Raw genomic sequence first — 20,465 nt, forward strand, 5'->3', positions numbered from 1 at the left:
CGTGAAGGAAAAGCGAACTCTTCAGGTCCATCGGATGGGGGTCAATTTTGGACGCCGATACCCCCCGCTACGGGGTCAAAGTTGCACGCCGAATGACAGGCGGACGCGGTCACCGCCTAGACGGCGGGAACGCTGCTTCGGCACCGTTCGGCCAGGGGACCGCTTGCGCCGCGGTTCGACCAGCCCGCCTGCCTGCGACGCCCGAACCCGCGTGGCTTGCGCGAGGTGAAGCGACGCGCGAACACCACGTTCCGCCGTCGGCGGGGACTCCAGCGTGCCGCTCGGTTTCCTGAGCCTGACCGAAAGCCTCATGACGGTCGGCATGGCGCTCTGGATGACGGGGCGGATGCCCCGGCGCGATACCCGGTCCGGTCGCCGCCGGCTACCGGGTCCGCGATGCCGCTTGCGTGCCGGCGACGGATGCCCGGCCTCCGAAGGCCGGAAGCTGCAAGGTCTACGGCCCCGCAGGGACACGTTCCGGCAGCCCGGTCATGCATCGACCCCACCGTCGGGAACGGGAACCGCCGCAAGCCAGTACCCGTCGTCCAGATGGACGAACTCCTCCGAGCGCCACAGGACCCTCCCGACGGCGCGGGCAGGGTCGGTTGCCTTGACCTCGACACCTCTCCCGCGCAGGGCCTCAAGCAGCTCAGCCCGGTTCATCGGTCGCCCGGTTTCTCGCAACACCTTGCGCGCTCCCTCGCGAATCAGCGCGGATGTCGTGGCGGGCCGCGCCTGACTGGCCGTCACCCCCGTCGCCGGGTCGGCTCGCCGATGGTCCGAAGACACCGAGGCAACGGGCTTGGGTGCCTCGACGACCCGCATCAGCGAGCGCTGGAACTCCTTCAGGGCGGCAAGATGGGCTTGGAGCTTCGCTAGATCGTCGAGGCACGCGTCGATCTCGGCCTGGACGCCTCGCAGGGCCGCGTCGCGCCAGTCGCGACCTTCGGGCAACGCCCCATCACCGGAATTGTCCAAGTCATTCCCCCGCAACCGAAAGCCCGGCCAGGGTATATCGGCGCCTCCCATATGTCATGAGGGCGAACCCGGCCGACCGCAGGGGTGCTTTCCGGCGGGTACGACAGCACGGGAAGCGGGTCGTCGCTTCGTGCCGCCCTCATTGCCAGCGGGAACACGACCCCCTCTCTTGGAAAACGGCGCCCGAACTGGTACCTGGTGAAAAACCTGACGTGAGGGAACATGACCTTCGCCTTCCAGCTTCCAGGACCTCCGAAAGGCCCCACCCTGGCCGACGCCGCGTGGACCGGCGACACTGCCGTGGCGCCCCGCGGTCGCCAATTCCTCATCCTCATGCAGGATGTTGCCGACATCCCCGGCTACCGGATCCCGGTGCTCCATATCGGGGAACCAAACGCGGACGGCGGTATCGACTTCGCCCCCTTCGAGCCGTTGCTCCGCCTGTTTCGCGAGGAAACGCTCTCGTCGATCACGTCGAAGCGGCACATCGCGCGGGCGGTGCGCCTCTTCATCGAGTACGTCGACCATCGCTGGCCTCGGCTCGCCGAGATCGCGAGTTCGCTGCGCAGGACCGACGTGCGGCGCATCTTCCGGGAGTTCTGCGTACACCTCAGGACGGGGACGGTGAATGGTACGGGCCCGCAGACGGGTACGGCGGCCCTGGGGTGGCAGCCGACCTCGCAGGGGGCGGCGCGCAACCTGATCAACGGGTTCGGTACCTTCCTCAACTACGTTGCCGAGGTTACGGAGCCCTATCGGGACATGCCGGGCGAGCTCGGCCTGCCGATGGGGGACGATCGCCTGCGCAACGCCCATGCCAGGGCATTCGGGATGATGGCGCACCTGAAGCCTTCCGTGCCGAGGAAGGCCGTGGCGATGGGCCGGGGGATCGTCGGCAGCGACCCCCATGGGGCCTTCCGAGGCTCTACCAAAAGGTTCGCGAAGCCGCACCTGGTGAATTTCCTGACCGAGGGTTCGCCCGAACAAGTCGTCACCGCGAGGTCCGACGTGGACCCGACGGGAGCCCTCCAGCGGTTGATCCTAGGCGGCGGGGGGATACGGGAGAGCGAGTCGCGCCAGATGTGGGTCGGCGACGTCACGCTGGTGGGCGGCGGCCAGGTGAAGGGTTTCCTCCGCCATCCTTCGTTCTTCGTCCAGGACATGGGGAACGGACCCCAGACGCGCGAGCAGATCCTGCTGGAACGGTACGGTCTTGCCGTCCGCCGGTCGGGCATGTCGAGGTTCGCCGCAGGTTGGAAATCGCCGCTGATGGAGGACCGATACAGCGCGGAGATTTACTGGGCTCCCTACCCAGGCTTCCGGGAATACCTGGCGTCGGCGCTGTACCACTACGTCACGGTGGTGCGCCCCGAGGCGATGCTCCAGCGCAAGGCGCTCGGCTTCGGGGACCACCCATACCTCCTGGTGTGCACGTCGCCGACAATGGTCGAGGAGCGCATGGAGGTCGGCCAGCCCTACACCGCGGCGGCGGCGCGGTCCTCGTGGGAGTCCGCGATCCGGCGGCTGGGCCGCCGCATCGGCGAGGACCTCAAGGTCGAGAAGGATGCGGGAACCTCGATCCACTCGCTCCGCCACCTGTATGGCCGCACGCTGCACGAGGCCGGATTCGACGAGGCCACAATCAAGAGGCTCATGCACCACCGCAGCATCCGGAGCTCCCGCGTCTACACGATGGCCGAGCCCGGCGAGGTGCACGCGCTGCTCGAGACTGCCGAGGAACGGCTCGCCGCCGGGGGCACGGGGCTGGTGGGGCCGGCCTTTCCGACCTTGGGCGACGTCATCGACGCGACCTTCGACCCAACGCGCCTGTACCGGAGGTGATCCGGCGCCCTCCAGCCTGCCCCATCCCCGAGAGGCGATCCGCGACCATGGCAAACCTGAAGACGAACTACCTCCCCGACGATTTCTTCTCGGTCCCGGACGGGGAAAGGGAAATCCTGTCGGGCCACATCGCGCATGTCGCGAAGGTCGACCCATCCACCCGCAGAAAATACTCGAGGTCTCCCGACAGGTACGCGACGGAGATCCTGTCCCACGAACAGTCCACGGGCGCGATCCTGCAAGCCGTGCGGGACGGTCGATGCCTCCTGTCGCCGCTCCGTTTCACCCTCAGGTACGGCGCGCCCACCAAGGACACGGTCGAGCAGATCCTGAGGGAATCCGAACTCGGCCCGGCGGCGGTCGAGGAGCTGTATGCGGCCGGCCTCATCTCGAACCGCGGGTTGACGCCCGAGGCGGTTCCCCAGTTCGAGGCCCGCGTCAGGTCGCTGCTGGCGAGCCTTTGCGTATCGACCCGTGGGGCCAGGACCCTTGCGGACGTCGGCCCCGAGAACCTGAAGGACTGGATCGGGGTGTTCAGGACCGCGGACGGGAAACGGTGGCGGGACGACCTGTGGGACAAGAGCCGGATCCATTTCGACTCATGCCTGAGGCACATCTGCCGCGCCCTAGAGGTCATCTTCCCCGGCGCGGGGTTCAGGCACATCTCGGGTAATCTCCGGTACGGGACGACGGCGGCACTGATCGACGAGACCCTGGGCGACACGCCCCCGTTCGCCGCCGAGTGGATCGGGTTGTTCGACGAATGGCGCGAGGAGAACCCGACCGTCGACGTCCGCTACAGGATGTTCCTCACGGTTTTCATCCTTTGGCTGTCGACACTCATGCACGCGGAGGAGGTCGAGGACCCGGCCAGCTTCATGACCCGGCCCCACAACGAACGGCCATTCTTCGAGTTCGCCAGGCGGATGAAGGGAGACGAGGAGGGCGAAGACGCATTCGGCGAGGGTCTCCTCACCGTTGTCAGGACGGCGGTGCGCTTCTCCGAATTCGTCGAAGCCCGCGTCTCGGAGGGGACGCGCGCGCCGGTCTTCCCGATCGCGACCAAGCGCGAAGTGAGGAAGATCGAAACCGCCCTCAAGCGGCAGGGAAAGCTCGGCCAGCGAAGCCACACGGCGTCGCTGCCGCTCCCGAAGGACCTTCGCGAGATAGCCAAGGGAATCTTGGAGGAGGGGGAGAACGGCTGGCCGGGCAGCCTCAAGATGTGCCGTCTGAAGATCGACGGAAAGAACGTATACTGCCCCGTATACCCCACGATGTATCTGATGATGTTCATCATGCCGCTCCGCGTCGCGCAGATAAAGCGACTGGACAGCGGCGAGGGCGACGAACTGGTCTTCGACTGCGAAACGGGGTCGTGGACCCGGAACACCGGGCCGCTCGCCGGGTATTGGAGGAGGCAGGGGAAGAACGACACGGAGCGCGGCTATGCGAGAAAGTTCGAAGGGTTCGACGTCACGGGCATTTTCGTGAACACGAACAAGACGGGACGCCCGTACACGCTGCCGTGGCAGAACATGTATGTCCACCGACTGCTTCGCGATCTCCGGGCGTGGCAGGATCGAAACATTCCGATCGGCGCACCGCTGTCACCGCGCGAGTATCTCAAGGAGGGGGAGGCGATCGCGGAGGCCGCGTTGGAGCCGTATCCGGACATATTCCCCTTGTTCAGGCTGCCTGCGATCAAGGACGGGGCGGCGACGCGCTTCCGGGTCCCGACGGAACGGGACACCTACCAGTTCTGGCAATGGTTGATGCTCGAGACCGAAAGACGGTTCAACCTGGCCAATCCCGACAAGCCCATATCCCTGTTCGAAGAGAAGGAGAGCGGAACCTCACAGCCTTCGGGCGCCAGGTACAAGCCACACGGAGTGAGGTCGGACGGGGCTACGCGATTGATGGAAGCGGGCGTTCCCCTTCATATCATCAGCAAGTATGTGCTCTGCCATGCCAGCCTGCCGATGACGATCCATTACGGCAATGTTTCTCCCGCCGATCTGCACAGAATGCTCGAGGCCGCAGAACTCGAGAACCAGAAGGCCGAGGCGAGGCGGATCGTGGTCGAGGCTAGGGCTGGTTCGGCACACGCGATGACGTCGTTCATGGCGGCCGGCCCCTTGGCCGCCTCCACCATGCTTTCCCGGTTCGATCCTCCCAGCCGCCTGCTGTTCACGGACATGGACTACGGGATGTGCCCTTGGGAGCAGACCCGATGCCACGACGGAGGGCCGCAGGTACGGAAGTCCAGTTCCGGAGGGAAGGACAACAGCAGTTACGCGCCAGTGGAGGGCGGTTCGCGCAACTGCCTTCTTTGCCGGCATTTCGTGACCGGGCCGGCGTGGCAGGTGCCGCTGTGGATCAAGGGCACCACGTTGCTGCGCAGGCTGTATTCCGAAACCGGGAGGTTCAGGGAGATCAATCAACAGATCGATGCCCTGAACCGCGACTCGGTCGGTGCCACGCCGACACAGCTCAGTCGCTTGAGGATCGACATCATGCGCCTCGAGCAGGCGCACGAGGCGATCGGCGACGGTCTCGAACTGCTGGCGAAGGCACTGGCGAACCTGAATCGCCTGCTTGAGCAGATCGCCCGGGTGCAGGAAGGCGGCCCGGAGAGCAGCGCGGACGACACGGGCATCGTGACGCAACCGAATTCGTCGCACGTCGAGTGGATCGAAATCTCGGAGTTCGAACAGGTGGCGTTCATCCAGAGGATTGGACGGATCTACCCTTCCCTCTACGACCCGGAGAGCGAGGCCGCCTCGATGCGCTTCGCCGACCTGATCTGTTTCCACAGCGACTGCACTCCGATCAGCATGGCACCCCTCACCAGGTCGGAGAAGTCGAAAGCCCTGGAGCGCTTCAACGCCGTCCTCCTCCAGCGCATGGAGCGGGAGGAGTTGCTCGCCCTCCAGGAGGGCGCCATGCGCCTGACGGAAATGCCGGAGATCGATGAGCTGCGCGCGGCGATGGCCCAGATCGGGGCGCCGCTCGAGAGGAGGGCGTCGCCCCTGCTGGAACACGGGACCATCGTCTCGGGACGGCTTTCGGCAGATGGCTAGTTCCGGCGGGGCCATTGTTCGCCTGGGCAAGGCCGTCATCGAGGAAGCGCGAACCAAGTGTCGTAAGTTGATGGAAGAACGGTCGATCGCCGAAACGGGACGAAAGGGCACCACGATCACGCGGATCGTCGAGGTCGGGGAGCGATGCCTGACCCTGCGCCCGCCGCTAAGGCCGTCGGTGCCAACCTTGGTCGAGATGGGGCGGTTGACTTACGGGGACGCATTTCCCGCCGGCCAGACGATCTACAATCACTACGCGGCCTGGGCCAACGTCTGGATGTCAGCCTACGACGACCTTGTCTCGGTCCAGGCCCCGAAGACCCGGGTGGTCGAGCGGCACGAGCTCGAAGAGTTCCGCGAAGGCGACCGCTTGGACGTAGGCACCGCCGAAAGGCTCAACCTCATGAACCGTCGCATACGTGACCAAGCGGCGGAGATCCGGACGCTCCGGTCGTTCATATCGAGCAACATCCCGGCACCCGACATCGACCCCAAGACGCCGGGTACGGCGCTGCTGGCGCAGCCGGACCTCGATCTCGACGCACTCCGGCAGTGGCTGGCTGCCGTGGACGACGGCAGCCTTCGGTTCACGGTCGACGACCTCGGGGTGAGCGTCACGCGCGGGGCCGGGCCGACGCCGAGGATCATGCCGATCCGCGTGCTGGCAGTCCTCAGGAAGGTTGCTGGCGGCAGGTGACGCCGGCCGTTTGGTGTCCGCGGCGGGATTCGAACCCACGACCCCAGGATTCATACCACTTCGGCTTTCGCCGCCGCCTCTCGGCGTTCGTGGTCTGGACTGTCCCTTCACCCTAGGCCGAAGCCCGTAGGTGCTGCCCTACCAGTCTCTACACCTTCCGGACTTCTCCGGCTTGGCTCGGGATCGGCACCTCGCGAGAGCGAGAAGCGTTCCCCGACTTTGAGCAGATCCGACGCGCACTTTCGTTGCGCGCCGCCCAATTTGCACCAGGAATCCTGTGCTCTATCCTGCTGAGCTACGCGGACATCGCGGCACGCCCGGACCTCACGGCCCAGGCGAGCGTTCAAACGTTACCCGATCGCATCGACCCTATCAAGCCAACGCTCACGGCGGCCTCATGCACCTCCGGCCACTGCGGTCGGAGAACTGGTAAACTTACCACCACCAAACCCACGAGTTGCGGGCATCGGTAAATGGTAACCTCGGAAAGGCGCTCTATCCTGCTGAGCTATGAGACCGACCGGCCTCACTTTATACGATCGCCCCGCGGAGGGCCAGTCTCGGCTCACGTCCGCGTCGGGTCGGCCTGGAGGAGCAGGACGGCGCGACCGTCCGCCAATTCGACGGTGACCTCGGGGCCCGCGGCCTCGTTGCTCTGCGTGAGGATCGAGGCGAACGGAATGTCGGCCTCCTGCAACGGAAAGCGCGCGCCTTCGATCGTCAGGCCGCGGAGGTCGGAGAATTTCAGGATCGAGAACTGCGCGCCGGGCTCGGTCGCAAAGCGCTGCCGCGGTTCGGTGAGCGGATAGGCCCACTCGCATCCGTCGAAGAGGACCACGGACCGCCCGGCGGCGCTTTCCCGCAGCGCCACGACCAGATGGGAGAAGACGTGGTCGGTGCGCCCGCCGAAGGCGCCGACGAGGAGTACGGAGCCAGCGCCGCGCGCGAAGGCCTCGGCGATCGCGATCTCGCCATCGGTCCGGTCCTTGTCGCGCGGCCATTCGTGGCGCGGCACGCCCTCGGGCGCCTCGCCCCGGTGCGAATCGAAATCGCCGACCCAAAGCTCCGGCCGAAGGCCGAGCGTCGCGGCATGCGCGATCCCCGCGTCGGCCGCGATCGTGCGCGTGCCGCGCACCTCGGACAGGAGGCGCGGCGTGACGTGGATCGGTCCGGCGAGGAGGATCGTGAAGCGGCTCATCGCTCCAGCGCATAGCGCATCGCCGACGGGCTGGGGAGAGCGGGGCACGAGGCGTGCAGCCCTCTTGCCCTCGCCGCCCGATCCGGGCAACGTGAACGCCGCTCACACGGGGTGCCCATTTCGGGCTGAGAGGCATCGCGCCAACCCGCTGAACCTGATCCGGCTCGTACCGGCGGAGGGATGGGGAGCGTCCGCGACGGGCCGTCGAGGGGGCGCGCTTCGAACTCCGGCAAGAGGAGTTCCGCCCATGCGCCCCGGCGTTTCCGCCCTCTGCGCCGCGATCGCTTTGATTCTGCCGTCCGTCGCGGTGGCTGAGGATGCCGCACGGCCGGTCCTGACCGTCTATACCTACGAGAGTTTCACGCCGGACTGGGGGCCGGGGCCGCGCATCGAGAAGGCGTTCGAGGCCGAGTGCGGCTGCGATCTGCGCTTCGTCGGCCTCGAGGACGGCGTTGCGATCCTCAACCGCCTGAAGCTCGAGGGCGAGCGTACAGAGGCCGACGTCGCGCTCGGGATGACCGCCGAACTCGTGCCGGAACTCAAGGCGACGGGTCTGTTCGCGCCGTCCGCTGTCGACCTCGCGCCGCTGACGATCCCCGGCGGCTTCTCCGACGATACGTTCGTGCCCTTCGACTATTCCTATCTCGCCTTCGTCTACGATTCCGAGAGCATCGCCAACCCGCCCGCGAGCCTTGCCGAACTGGTGGCCGTCGACCCCGACCAGAAGATCGCCATCCAGGACGCCCGCACCTCGACGCCTGGCCTCGGCCTCCTCCTCTGGATGAAGGCCGTCTTCGGCGACCAGGCGGAGGCGAAGTGGGCCGAGCTCTCGCGCCGCATCCTCACCGTGACGCCCGGCTGGAGCGAGGCCTATGGCCTCTTCACCAAGGGCGAGGTGCCGATCGTCCTCTCCTACACGACATCGCCGGCCTACCATCAGATCGAGGAGGGAACGGACCGCTACAAGGCCGCCGCCTTCTCGGAAGGGCATTACCTCCAGGTGGAGCTCGCGGGCATGCTGCGGACCTCGCGGCAGCCCGAGCTCGCGCGTCGCTTCCTCGCCTTCATGCTGACGCCGGCGTTCCAGTCGATCATCCCGACCGGCAACTGGTCGCTGCCCGCCGCCCCGACCGGCGAGCCCCTGCCCGCCGCATTCGAGACCCTCGTCCAGCCGGCGCGCCCGCTGGAGATACCGGCCGCCGACGTGGCCGCCCACCGCGCGGAGTGGACGGCGGAATGGCTCCGGGGCCTCGGCCGCTGAGACCGGGCGATCGACCGGGCGCGCGGATCGGGGCGGACGCCCGGCGCCGGCGCCGCGCCGGGGTGCTGGCGGCGGTGTTCGTGCTCGGCTTCTGCCTCCTGCCCTTCGCCCTCCTGCCGCTCCTCGCCGGCATCCTCCCGGCCTCGCCGTTTGCCGTTCTTGCCGATCCCTATCTGCGCTCGGTGCTCGGCTTCACCCTTCTTCAGGCCGTGCTGTCGACCCTCCTCTCGGTCGCCTTCGGCGTTCCCTTGGCGCTGGCGCTGGATCGCCTCCGCTTCCCCGGCCGCGCGCTGCTCCTGCGCCTGTTCTTCCTGCCGCAGGCGCTGCCCGTCCTCGTCGGCGCGCTCGGCCTCATCACCGTGTTCGGCCGCAACGGGGTCGTCGCCGACGCCTTCGTGCTCGCGGGCCTGCCGCGCCCCTCGATCTACGGCCTCACCGGCATCCTCGTCGCGCACGTCTTCTTCAACATGCCGCTCGTCGCCCGGCTGACGCTCGGCGGCCTGTCGGGTGTGCCCGCGGAAAGCTGGAAGATCGCCGGGCAACTCTCGCTGTCGCGCTGGGCGACGTTCCGGATCGTCGAATGGCCGGTGATCCGGCGCACGCTCGGTCCCGCCGCCGGTCTCGTGTTCATGCTCTGCATCACGAGCTTCACGCTCGTCCTCGTGCTCGGCGGCGGGCCGGGCGCGACGACGCTCGAGGTCGCGATCTACCAATCGCTGCGCTACGACTTCGATCCCGCACGCGCCCTCACGCTGTCGCTCGTCCAGATCGGGCTGGTGGCGCTGCTGCTCCTGCCGACGACCGGCTGGACCGGATCGGCGGACGCAGGGTTCGGCCTCGCGCAGGCCAGCCGGCGCTTCGACCGCCCATCCCCCATCGCGCGGGTCCTCGACATCGCGATCGCGGCGGTGGCGACGGCCTTCCTCCTCGCGCCGCTCCTCGCCATCCTCGCAGCGGGCCTTCAGGCCGATCTCGGACGCATCCTCGCGGACCCCGCGTTTCTGGCCGCGCTCCTGCGCAGCCTCGTCATTGCGCTCGGTGCCGCGCTGATCGGCCTCGTCCTCTCCACCTGCCTCGCGCTCGGCGCCAGCGGGGCGGGGCGTGGCGGCGGCCGGCTCCTCGCATTGTCGGGCAGCCTCGTCCTCGTCGTGCCTCCCATCGTCGTCGGAGCCGGCTGGTTCCTCGCCCTTCGCGAGGTCGGCGATGTCGCGCGGCTCGCTCCGGCGGTCGTCGTCATCGGCAACGCCATCCTCGTCGTGCCCTATGCGACGCGCATCCTGTCGCCCGAGGTCGCCGCCATCGCGCGGCGCCACGGCCGGCTCGCCGACGGGCTCGGCCTCTCCGGCCTCGCTCGACTGCGGCATGTCGAGTGGCCGGCGCTGCGCCGTCCGCTGGCGCTCGCCGGCGCCTTCGGCATGGCGGTTTCGCTCGGCGATCTCGGGGTGGTGGCCCTCTTCGGCAATTCCGACCTCGTCACCCTCCCCTATCTCCTGCTCCAGCGCATGGGCAGCTACCGCTCGACCGATGCGCAAGGCATTGCGCTTCTTCTGGCGCTCCTGTGCCTTGGACTGATTCTCCTCGCCGAGCGCGGCCTCGGCGGCCGAAAGGCATCCGAATGAACGCCATCGAACTCGACGCCGTCACCTTCGCGCACGAGACGAGCGAGATGCGCTTCGATCTCGAGGTCGCGCCGGGCGAATGGCTGGCGGTGATCGGTCCGTCGGGCGCTGGGAAATCGACCCTTCTCGACATCGTCGCCGGCTTCCTGAAGCCCGATTCCGGCACGGTGCGCCTCGAAGGCCGCGACATGACGGGCCGCTCGCCGGCCGAGCGCCCGATCAGCATGGTGTTCCAGGACGACAACCTCTTCCCCCACCTGACGGCCGAGCGGAACGTCGCGCTCGGCATCAGCCCGACATGGCGGATACCCCAAGCCGCCCTCGCCCGGGCGCGCGAAGCGCTGACCCGCGTCGGGCTCGGCGCCCTCGCCGGACGGTTGCCCGGCGAATTGTCCGGCGGCGAGCGCCAGCGTGTGGCGCTCGCCCGTGCGTTCCTGCGCGAGCGGCCGATCCTCGCCCTCGACGAACCGTTCGCCGCCCTCGGGCCGGCCTTGCGCACGGAGATGCTGGCCCTCGTCGACCGCCTGCGCGCCGACGCCCCTCGGCCGCCTGCGATCATCATGGTCACGCATCATCCGGGCGACGCCATCGGACACGCCGACCGTGTGGCGTTTCTGGAGGCGGGGAGGATCGTCCTCAGCGGCACGCCGAACGAGATCCTCTCGGGGCGACATCCCCGCGTCGCCGCTTATCTCGGCGCGACGCGGGGCGTCGAACCCTAATTTGGTCCCTTTCCTCGATCATGGGGGCGAACGGTCGGACGAGGCGTTTCATGGCATCCTGTGACGCGCCGGCCCTTTCACGGCTCGGCCTTCATCGGCTAGACCGGAAGACGGTCCGGACGGATCGGCATCTGTGGGGACATTCTGGAATGCGGCAACGGGCGCGGCCAGCGGGAACGGAGCGGGCGAGGAACGGCATGGGCCGGGCCATGCGCACAGGTTTCGCACTGCCTTTCGCGCTGTGGCTTGCCGGCTGCACCACGCTGACCGGCGGCCTGGAGGACGTGGCGAGCGGTGCGGGCACGGAATCGAGCCTCGTCGGTCCCGTCAACCGCGCCCCCGTGTCGTTCGATGCGGTGCAATCCAACGATCCCCAGTCGCCGATCGGCAAGTCGCAGCATCCGCGGATCCTCGCGGCCTATGGCGGGGCCTATTCCGACCCCAAGCTCGAGCGCATGCTCGCCGGCATCGTCGGCAAGCTGAACGCCGTGTCGAGCGATCCCGGCCGCGCCTACTCGATCACGGTCCTCAATTCGCCCAACATCAACGCCTTCGCGCTGCCCGGCGGCTTCCTCTATGTGACGCGCGGTCTTCTCGCGCTCGCCAACGATTCGGCCGAGGTCGCTGCGGTGCTCGCCCACGAGATGGGGCACGTGAAGGCGAACCACGGCATCGAGCGCCAGCAGCGCGAGGAGGCGGCCGAACTCGCGGGTCGCGTGGTGACCGAGGTCCTGGCGACCGACACCACGGCGGCGCGCGCCGCGCTGGCGCGCGGACGCCTGAACCTTGCCAGCTTCTCGCGCAACCAAGAGCTCCAGGCCGACGCGATGGGCATCAAGCAGACCGGCGACGCCGGCTATGACCCCTATGCCGCCGCGCGTTTCCTGAAGGCGATGGATTCGTTCTCCTCGTTCCGCAACGCCTTCCAGGCGAGCAATCCGAACCTCGACTTCCTCGCCTCGCACCCCGCCGCACCCCAGCGCGTCGAACTTGCGCGTCGCCACGCCAGCGCGTTCGGTCCCCCCGGCACCGGCGTCACCGACCGCGACCGGTATCTTGCCGGGATCGACGGGATGCTGTTCGGCGACACGGCCTCGGAAGGCTACGTGCGCGGGCGCTCGTTCTACCATCCCGGCCTCGGCATCACCTTCGGCGTGCCGGACGGGTTCGTGATCGACAACACGGCCGAAGCGGTGCTGGCGACCGGTCCCGGCGACACGGCCATCCGCTTCGACGGCGTGGCCCTGCCGCCTTCGACGACGCTCTCCGACTACATTCAGAGCGGATGGGTCGGCGGCCTCGACGCCACGACCATCCGGCCGATCCGTATCGGCGATCTCGAAGCCGTATCGGCCCAGGCCGTCGGCGGCTCCTATGTCTTCAACGTTACGGTGATCCGCGTCGGCAGCCAGGTCTACCGGTTCCTGACCGCGCTTCCGGCCGATGCCGCCGCGCGTCTTCCCCAGATCGCCGACAGCGTCGCCGGCTCGTTCCGGGTGCTGCGGCCGGAGGAGCGGGAGCAGTTGAAACCCTTGCGCGTTCGCATCGTCACCGCCCGGGCCGGCGACACCGAACGGTCGATCGCCGACCGCATCCAGGGCGTCGATCGCAAGGTCGAGATGTTCCGTCTCCTGAACGATCTGGAGGATGGTTCGGGCGTGCGCACGGGCGAGCGCTACAAGATCATCGCGGAATAGGCCGAAGGGGCTTCGGGAACGAAGAAGGCCGCCTTGAGGGCGGCCTTCTTGGTTTCAGGTGGGGCTTCCGAGGGGATCAGGCGATGAACGCCGCCTCGTCCGGATTGGCCTGAAGGAGCGCCACGCGCAGCTTTTCCATGGCGCGCGTCTCGATCTGGCGCACACGCTCCTTGGAAATGCCGAGCTTGGAGCCGAGCGCCTCCAGCGTCGCGCCATCGTCCTGCAGCCGGCGCTCGCGGATGATCTTGAGTTCGCGCTCGGACAGGACGCCGAGAGCCGAGCGAAGCCAGATCACGCGGCGCTCGTCGTCGATCGAGGCGGAGACCATCTCGTCCGGCAGCGGATCGTTCGACACGAGGAAATCCTGACGGTCGGCGGAGCCCGACTCGTCTTCCATCAGCGGCGCGTTGAGCGAGCTGTCGGGACCCGACAGGCGCGAGTCCATCAGCGCCACGTCGCCCTCCGACACCTTCAGCGCCGTCGCGATCTCGCGATACATCTCGGTGCTGGAAATCTTCTCGGTGCCCTGGTTGAGGCGCGCGCGCAGACGACGGAGGTTGAAGAACAGAGCCTTCTGCGCCGACGAGGTGCCGCCGCGCACGATCGACCAGTTGCGCAGGATATAGTCCTGGATCGAAGCGCGGATCCACCACGTGGCATAGGTCGAGAAGCGGACCTCGCGCTCCGGCTCGAAGCGCGCCGCGGCCTCCAGAAGACCGACATGGCCCTCCTGGATTAGGTCGTTCATCGCGAGGCCGAAATGGCGGAACTTCGAGGCCATCGAGATGACGAGGCGCATGTGCGCCGAGGTGATCTTGTGGAGGGCGGCCTGGTCCTGATGCTCCTTCCAACGCACCGCCAGTTCGTACTCCTCTTCCCGCTGCAGGTAGGGGGCGGCCATGGCGGCTTGGATGAGGTGACGACGCGTCGATTGGGATTTCATGGGCCCGGACCTTCCATGTCACGCTGGAAACGCGATGAACTCGGCGCGTCGTGCCGGTTGGACACTGCGCTACTCAGGTCAAAACGGGCCCGATCGCAGAACGTTCCCGCCAAGGGAAAGTTTTTTTCGCGAAATAGCGGGATGCGGCAAAGAGGGAAGGGCTAGCGGAAAAAAGTGAGGAATTGGCGGGAGATAGGCCTCGACCGCTTGATCTTCCCTAGCACTGCCGCAGCGTAAAGAAAAGCCGGCCGCTGGTGTCAGCGGCCGGCTGGCTCGTTCCTTGGGTGCGGTTTGCGGTCAGGCGGCCTGTTCGGCCTCGACCTCCACGTCGTCCTCGTCCTCAGCGTCCGCATCGGCCTCGTCGACGACCTTGGCCCCGCGCTTCGGGCCCTTGTTCAGGTTCACCTCGATCAGCTGGACCGCCTCGGTCTCGCTGATCTCGTTGACGGCGGCGAGCTCGCGCGCCATGCGGCCGAGGGCGGCTTCATAGAGCTGGCGCTCGGAATAGGACTGCTCGGGCTGCGAATCGGCACGGTAGAGGTCGCGAACCACCTCGGCGATCGAGATCAGGTCGCCGGAGTTGATCTTCGCGTCGTATTCCTGCGCACGGCGGCTCCACATCGTCCGCTTCACGCGGGCGCGACCCTGGACCACCTTGAGGGCACGCTCGACGAAGTCCGTCTCGGACAGCTTGCGCATGCCGACGGCTTCCGCCTTCGCGACCGGCACCTTCAGGCGCATCTTGTCCTTCTCGAAGTCGATGACGAAGAGTTCGAGCTTCATGCCCGCGACCACCTGCTCCTCGATCGCAACGATCTGGCCGACACCGTGGGCCGGATAGACGATGCTCTCGCCGGTCTTGAAACCCTGACGCTGGGAGGTCTTCTTCTGACTGCTCATACGCTTCATAAACTCCCTGTTGTGCAGAGCGGGGAACATCGCTATGCACGAAACGACCCGAGGGCCGCGGATTGAGCATCCCGGTTCAGTGGCCGGCCGCAGTCCGGAACTTCGGGAAACTCCTTCGCAAGCCCCAACGGCGCCCGGAACGGACGCTCAGGTGGTGGGACGAACGGGAGGAAAGCCTTTCAGAAGCACCTGGACGCCGGAACGGGTCTCATGACCTTTCATCCGACGTCCGACTGTTGCACAAATAATACCCTATCAGTCTGGAAATTTCAACCGACTTGCGCATATGGCGCACCCGGCCGTGCAACCCCTGCATCGCAACGGGTTGCGGCCATCGGCGACGCGGCCACGGCTCGGCGCGCGACAGGATTTCCCTGCGCGCGCAAGGGCATAAGCGGGGAGATCCTCGGGCTCAGTCGCCCTGGCCGGGCTCCGCCGAGAAGAACTTCTCGAACTTGCCCTCGACCCCGTCCATCGCCTTGGCGTCGGCGGGCGCGTCGCGCTTCACGGTGATGTTCGGCCACTTCTCGGCATACTCGGCATTGATCTTCAGCCAGTTGTCGAGATTCGGCTCGGTGTCGGGCTTGATCGCCTCGGCCGGGCACTCCGGCTCGCACACGCCGCAGTCGATGCACTCGTCCGGATGGATGACGAGCATGTTGTCACCCTCGTAGAAGCAGTCCACCGGACACACTTCGACGCAGTCCATATACTTGCAGCGGATGCAATTGTCGGTGACGACGTAGGTCATGGCGAATTCCCGGAACAGTGGGTCCGCAACGCCGGAACGGACGGATCGTTGCGGATCGGAGTGGTCGCACGACCCGTTCGGGTCGCGAAGCGCTCCATCGGCGGAGGTACCGTCTCGCTTCGCCGCTTGCAAGAGCGAGCCGTTCCGCTGGCGGCCCTGGCGACGGAATGTCCTTCCCCGCCGTCAGCCCTCGTCCTGAGACACGGCGGGCTTGGCGTCAGCCCTTGCGGACGTCAGGTCCTGGAACAGGAGGGCAGCCTCGGGGGCGGGTCCCCGGCGGTCGCCGGAATCGAGGATCTTGAGGATCCGTATGCGATCATGGATCGAGATCGTCAGCACGTCGCCCGGCCGGACCAGCCGGGCGGCGTGCGAGATCTTCTCGCGGTTGACCCGGACCGCACCGGAAACGGCCAGCTTCTGGGCGAGGCTGCGCGATTTGACGACACGCGCGAAGAACAGCCACTTGTCGATGCGCTGCTCGCCTGCCGCCATGCCTGCCCGCCCCTACTTGCCCAGCTTGTCCTTGAGCGCGGCGAGCTTGGCGAACGGCGAATCGGGATCGATCGGCTTGTTCGCGCGCTCGGGCCGCCGCGCGTCGGCGACGGGGCGCGACGTCTCGCGCTCCTTGCCGAAGGCGGGACGACCGCTCCGGCCGGGACCGCCGCGATCCTCGCGCCGCTCCTCGCCCTGTCCGTCGCGCCGTCCCTGACCCGGCTTGCCCCCGTCGCGTCGCGGGAAGCGGCGCTCGCCGCCCTCGCCGTCCTCGCGCCGGCCACCGCCGCGTCCCTGACGGCCGGGCGGGCGCTCGCCGCCGGGCTCGGCCGCGGACGGTGCGTCACCATTGCGGGCGCTTTGCCCGCGTCCCTGCGGCCGATTGTTGCCCCGTCCCTGCTGCGGCCGACCGCGGCCTTCGCCGCGCGAGGGCTTCCACAGGAGCACCATCTTGACCGGCTCGGCCTCGACGGTCTCGCCAGCCGGCGCGTCGGTCGACGGCGCATCCGAGACGGACGTTTCGGCGGTCGCCGCCTCGACGGCAGGCGCCTCTTCGGCGCTCGGTGCGGCGACATCCGCCGCGACCGGCTCGTCGGCCGCGTCGGCGTTGATCTCGACGACCGGCTGGTCGGCATCCGCCGTATCCTCGACAGCGTCGGCCTCGGCCGAAGCGCCGTCGGCGTCCGCGGCAGCGCCATCGTCGACACCGCCTGAGGCTGGCTGATTCGCAGACGCCGCCTCGCCCGCCGCCTTGGCCGCCTGCGCCTCGTCCTGGCGGCGCAGTTCGGCGTCGACCTCGGGCTGCGGCACGGCGTGCGAGCGATAGCCGAGGCCCTTCAGGATCTCGTCCATGTCGTCGGCGGTGGCGCCGAGGATCGACATCATCGCCGGGGTCACGATGAACTCGCGCCCGTTGAAGGCGCCGTCCGGCCGCTTGGCGGCACCCGGAGCCCAGGCGAGCGCCGGGCGGATGAGGTCGGCCAGACGCTCCAGAATGTCGACGCGCACCGCGCGGCGCCCGAGCGGACGGTAGCCGGACAGCGCATAGAACACCGGGTCGAAGGTCGGATCGGGCGCGACCGAGGTGCGTCCGGTCGCCAGAAGCTGCGTGACCTCGCCGAAGCCCGGCTTGTCGCGCCCGTCCTTGGCGATGCCCCAGAGAAGGGTCATGAGGGCGGCGGGCGCCGGCTTCACCAGTGCCGGCACGAAGATGTGGTAGGCGCCGAAGCGCACGCCGAGACGGCGGAGCGCCGCGCGGGCGTCCTGGTCGAGGCCGCGAACCTCGTCCGCGATGTCGCGGCGCTGCAGCAAGCCGAAGTTCTCGTAGAGGCGGTAGGCGATGCCCCGCGCCTGGCCGTCGACACCCTCGGCATCCCGCAGGTCGGCGAGCGGCTTCAGGATCGTCGAGACCTGATAGGTCACGAAGCGCTCGGTGCGCTGGACCACCTTGTCGCGGGCCGGGCCGGCGAGCTGCTCGTCGGCCAGGAGCACGACGCGCGGCTTCAGCGGATCGTCGCCCGCAAGGAGCGAGGCTACGGGCGCCCCCAGCCAGCGCACCAGCGCATCCGAGCCGATCGCCAGATCGCCGTTCGGGGCGTTCGCATAGCGTTCGGCGCGCTTGTCGTATTCGCCACCGAGCGCCTTCTGGGCGGCGGCGCGAACGGCCTTGGCATCCGGGCCGTCGGACTTGGTGTCCGGCGTGAACCTGAAGCCCTGCAGCTCCCCGACCTCGTGGCCTTCAACGCGCACGGTGCCGTCGCTGCCGATTTCAGCTTCCATGAATGCGCTCTCTCTCAGCCGCCTCATAAGGACGCTTGTCCTGCGATCTACGAAGCGTTTCGTCAACCGCTCGTGTAGCGCGTCGGACAGACGGTCCTCGATTGCCTTGGTCTTTTCCTGCCAGTGTGTCGGATCGGCCAGCCAACCGGGACGATGGGAAATATACGTCCAGGTGCGGATTTCGGCGATGCGTTGGGACAGGGTATCGATATCGCCTTCGGTCAGGTCGGCCCGCCGCACCTGCTCGGCCATGTAGTCCTCGGCGACATGGCCGCGCCGCACGAGATCGCCGTAGATCGAGGCGATGATCTCAGCGTGCTGGGCCGGCGCGATGCGCCGGTAGTCCGGCAGCTTGCAGGCTTCCCACAGGAGCTCGACGTTTCGGGCGCCGTTCGCCCGCGCCATCACCGCGTCGTCGCGCGACAGGAACTCCAGCGCGCGCTGGTCGACGGCCGGCAGCGAGCGCGCGAGTTCGGGGCTCGGCGGAAGCGCGTCGAGGCTCGCCTTCAGGGCGTCGACGGATGCGAAGTCGAGCTTGCGCGAGCGCCACTGAAGGACCTTTACGGACGCGAAGTCGTGGGCCTCGATCGCCTCGGCGAGATCCTGGTCGAGCGGATCGACACGGCCCGTCACGCCGAACGTGCCGTCGCGCACGTGGCGCCCGGCGCGCCCCGCGATCTGGCCGTATTCGGACGGGGTCAGCTGGCGATACTGGAACCCGTCGTACTTCCAGTCCTGCGCGAAGGCGACGTGATCGACGTCGAGGTTCAACCCCATGCCGATCGCGTCGGTCGCCACCAGGAACTCGACCTCGCCGTTCTGGTAGAGCTCGACCTGCGCGTTGCGGGTGCGCGGGCTGAGCGCGCCGAGAACCACCGCCGCCCCGCCGCGCTGGCGGCGGATGAGTTCGGCGATCGCATAGACCTCCTCGGTCGAGAAGGCGACGATCGCCGAGCGCCGCGGCAGGCGGGTGATCTTCTTCGATCCGGCGTAGAGAAGCTGCGACATGCGCGGCCGGGTGACGCACTGGATGCCCGGCAGGAGCCGCTCCAGCGCGCCGCGCATCGTCGAGGAGCCGAGAAGCAGCGTCTCCTCGCGCCCCCGCGCATGAAGGATGCGGTCGGTGAAGACGTGGCCGCGCTCGAGATCGGCGGCCAGCTGCACCTCGTCGATCGCGACGAAGGCCGCGCCCGGCTCGCGCGGCATCGCCTCGACGGTGCAGACCTGGTAGCGCGCGTTCGGCGGCTTGATCTTCTCCTCGCCGGTGATCAGCGAGACGGCGCCGACGCCGACCCGCTCGACGACGCGCTGGTAGACCTCGCGCGCCAAAAGGCGCAGCGGCAGACCGATGACCCCCGACGAATGGGCGACCATCCGCTCGATCGCCAGAAAGGTCTTGCCGGTGTTGGTGGGTCCGAGAACGGCGGTGACGCCACGCCCGCCCGCTCCGGCTTCGGAGCGGCGCGTCGGCTGGGCGGGGAAATGGCTGTCCATCATGATCGCACCATAGGTGGGTCGAAATGGACGAAACGCAAAGGCCCCCGCCGCGATGATCTCAGCGGACGTCGATCACGTCGCCGGTTCTGGCATCGATGATCACGGTCATGTCGTCGCCGCGCCGATCGGCGCCCTCGACACGAAACGTCCGGCGCTGCCGGAACACGTCGTCGATCTCGCGCATGCCTTCCGAGCGCGCGATGCGCGCGGCCTGGCGCTCGCTGATGCCCGGCGGTCCGCGGCGCTCGGGCGGACGGTCGTAGCCGTCGTCGGGTCCGCGACGCTCGTTGGGCACGATCTGCAGGCCGTTCGGCCCGAACTCCAGCGTCTGCGACAGGGCAGGCGCGGTTGCCGCCAGAAGCGTGGCGGCGAAGGCAAGCGAGAAACGCAGGGGCTTCGACATGGCGATTCCGTGAGAGAGATGTCCCTAGCCGGCAAAATTGCGGGAACCCGTGGCGGCTTCAAGACCGGCGACGAGCCACACGAAAAAAAGGCGGGCCGCCGGAGCGACCCGCCTTTCTTATTCCATTAGCGCCGGTGTCAGCGGACGCCGATCACGTCGCCGCTGCGGCGGTCGATGTCGACCTGGATGTCGTCGCCGCGGCGATCGGTGCCGATCACACGGTAGGAACGGCTGGTGCGACGAACGTCGTCCACCTCGCGAACGCCCTCGGCGCGGGCGATGCGCACCGCGTCGCGCTCGCCGATCTCGCGGCCGCGGCGATCATCGCGACGCATGTCGTCGCGGCGCATGTCGTCACGGTTGGGGTCGACGAGACGAACGCCGTCACGACCGATCTCGATGCCCTGGGCCATGGCCGGCACGGCGCTGGCGATGGTAGCGGCCGCCAGGACGGCGATGGTCAGATGCTTGCGGATCATCAGTAATCCTCCACGAACAGGAGGGCGCCATGGGTTCGAAACAATCGCGCGCCCGGTATCGCGGTGGAGAACACGGGAGAGCCGGATCGGTTCCTCCCGTGTTGCCGTCAACGGAAAT

Annotated in this window: 16 protein-coding genes, 1 pseudogene and 1 riboswitch; of the genes and pseudogenes, 8 read left to right on the forward strand and 9 right to left on the reverse strand. The window is 67.9% G+C overall.

Annotated elements, in window-relative coordinates; all coding sequences use genetic code 11:
• Positions 1-247 precede the first annotated feature (247 nt).
• Positions 248-337 (forward strand): annotated as a pseudogene (locus ASF65_RS21975) (glutaredoxin); the annotation flags it as partial.
• Positions 338-489: 152 nt separating this feature from the next.
• On the opposite strand, the gene ASF65_RS21235 reads toward ASF65_RS21975, so the two are convergent.
• The gene (locus ASF65_RS21235; RefSeq protein WP_156369181.1) at positions 490-978 is read right to left on the reverse strand and encodes a hypothetical protein; all 489 of its coding nucleotides are present in this window, start codon (positions 976-978) and stop codon (positions 490-492) included.
• Between the two features lie 222 nt (positions 979-1,200).
• Here ASF65_RS21235 and ASF65_RS05545 point away from each other — a divergent pair, with 222 nt between their 5' ends.
• The 3 genes from ASF65_RS05545 to ASF65_RS05555 are packed head-to-tail and all read left to right on the forward strand — an operon-like array spanning position 1,201 to position 6,597.
• Complete coding sequence (locus ASF65_RS05545; RefSeq protein ID WP_055886373.1) at positions 1,201-2,820, forward strand: site-specific integrase; 1,620 nt, start codon at positions 1,201-1,203, stop codon at positions 2,818-2,820.
• A gap of 47 nt (positions 2,821-2,867) precedes the next feature.
• A complete protein-coding gene (locus ASF65_RS05550; RefSeq protein WP_055886375.1) occupies positions 2,868-5,900 on the forward strand; it encodes a VPA1269 family protein in 3,033 nt (1,010 codons plus the stop codon).
• On the forward strand, positions 5,893-6,597 hold the full coding sequence (locus tag ASF65_RS05555) for a hypothetical protein (protein ID WP_055886377.1): 705 nt from the start codon (positions 5,893-5,895) through the stop codon (positions 6,595-6,597). Before ASF65_RS05550 ends, ASF65_RS05555 begins: the two co-directional genes overlap by 8 nt.
• Positions 6,598-7,162: 565 nt before the next feature.
• On the opposite strand, the gene ASF65_RS05560 is transcribed toward ASF65_RS05555, so the two are convergent.
• Entirely contained in the window at positions 7,163-7,795 is a 633-nt protein-coding gene (locus ASF65_RS05560) for a thiamine diphosphokinase (protein WP_055886379.1), read from the reverse strand.
• Positions 7,796-7,892: 97 nt separating this feature from the next.
• Positions 7,893-7,993, forward strand: a riboswitch (TPP riboswitch).
• Positions 7,994-8,042: 49 nt separating this feature from the next.
• Here ASF65_RS05560 and thiB point away from each other — a divergent pair.
• From thiB to ASF65_RS05580, 4 genes are all read left to right on the forward strand, one after another.
• Positions 8,043-9,056 (forward strand): thiamine ABC transporter substrate binding subunit, encoded by a 1,014-nt coding sequence (gene thiB, locus ASF65_RS05565; RefSeq protein ID WP_055886381.1) that lies wholly within the window; start codon positions 8,043-8,045, stop codon positions 9,054-9,056.
• Entirely contained in the window at positions 9,032-10,675 is a 1,644-nt protein-coding gene (gene thiP, locus ASF65_RS05570; RefSeq protein WP_082505203.1) for a thiamine/thiamine pyrophosphate ABC transporter permease, read from the forward strand. Before thiB ends, thiP begins: the two co-directional genes overlap by 25 nt.
• Positions 10,672-11,397 carry a thiamine ABC transporter ATP-binding protein gene (thiQ, locus tag ASF65_RS05575; protein ID WP_055886385.1) on the forward strand — a complete coding sequence of 242 codons (726 nt, stop codon included), beginning with the start codon at positions 10,672-10,674 and terminating at the stop codon, positions 11,395-11,397. Before thiP ends, thiQ begins: the two co-directional genes overlap by 4 nt.
• Positions 11,398-11,606: 209 nt before the next feature.
• Entirely contained in the window at positions 11,607-13,094 is a 1,488-nt protein-coding gene (locus ASF65_RS05580; protein ID WP_156369184.1) for a M48 family metalloprotease, read from the forward strand.
• Positions 13,095-13,170: 76 nt separating this feature from the next.
• Here ASF65_RS05580 and ASF65_RS05585 read toward each other — a convergent pair whose 3' ends face one another.
• The 7 genes from ASF65_RS05585 to ASF65_RS05615 form a co-directional block, all read right to left on the reverse strand.
• On the reverse strand, positions 13,171-14,037 hold the full coding sequence (locus tag ASF65_RS05585) for an RNA polymerase factor sigma-32 (RefSeq protein WP_055886390.1): 867 nt from the start codon (positions 14,035-14,037) through the stop codon (positions 13,171-13,173).
• 297 nt (positions 14,038-14,334) lie between these two features.
• Complete coding sequence (locus ASF65_RS05590) at positions 14,335-14,937, reverse strand: CarD family transcriptional regulator (protein WP_055886391.1); 603 nt, start codon at positions 14,935-14,937, stop codon at positions 14,335-14,337.
• 421 nt (positions 14,938-15,358) lie between these two features.
• Positions 15,359-15,697, reverse strand: a complete 339-nt coding sequence (gene fdxA, locus ASF65_RS05595; RefSeq protein WP_055886394.1) for a ferredoxin FdxA — start codon at positions 15,695-15,697, stop codon at positions 15,359-15,361.
• Positions 15,698-15,880: 183 nt separating this feature from the next.
• Complete coding sequence (locus ASF65_RS05600; protein WP_055886397.1) at positions 15,881-16,189, reverse strand: RNA-binding S4 domain-containing protein; 309 nt, start codon at positions 16,187-16,189, stop codon at positions 15,881-15,883.
• A 12-nt stretch (positions 16,190-16,201) separates the two neighbouring features.
• Complete coding sequence (locus tag ASF65_RS05605) at positions 16,202-19,462, reverse strand: helicase-related protein (protein WP_055886399.1); 3,261 nt, start codon at positions 19,460-19,462, stop codon at positions 16,202-16,204.
• Positions 19,463-19,523: 61 nt separating this feature from the next.
• Complete coding sequence (locus tag ASF65_RS05610) at positions 19,524-19,868, reverse strand: PepSY domain-containing protein (RefSeq protein WP_055886405.1); 345 nt, start codon at positions 19,866-19,868, stop codon at positions 19,524-19,526.
• 137 nt (positions 19,869-20,005) lie between these two features.
• Positions 20,006-20,347: a hypothetical protein gene (locus tag ASF65_RS05615; protein WP_055886409.1), complete on the reverse strand. Its 342-nt coding sequence runs from the start codon at positions 20,345-20,347 to the stop codon at positions 20,006-20,008.
• Between the last annotated feature and the right edge of the window lie 118 nt (positions 20,348-20,465).

The organism is Aureimonas sp. Leaf324, assembly GCF_001423245.1.
GTDB lineage: Bacteria > Pseudomonadota > Alphaproteobacteria > Rhizobiales > Rhizobiaceae > Aureimonas.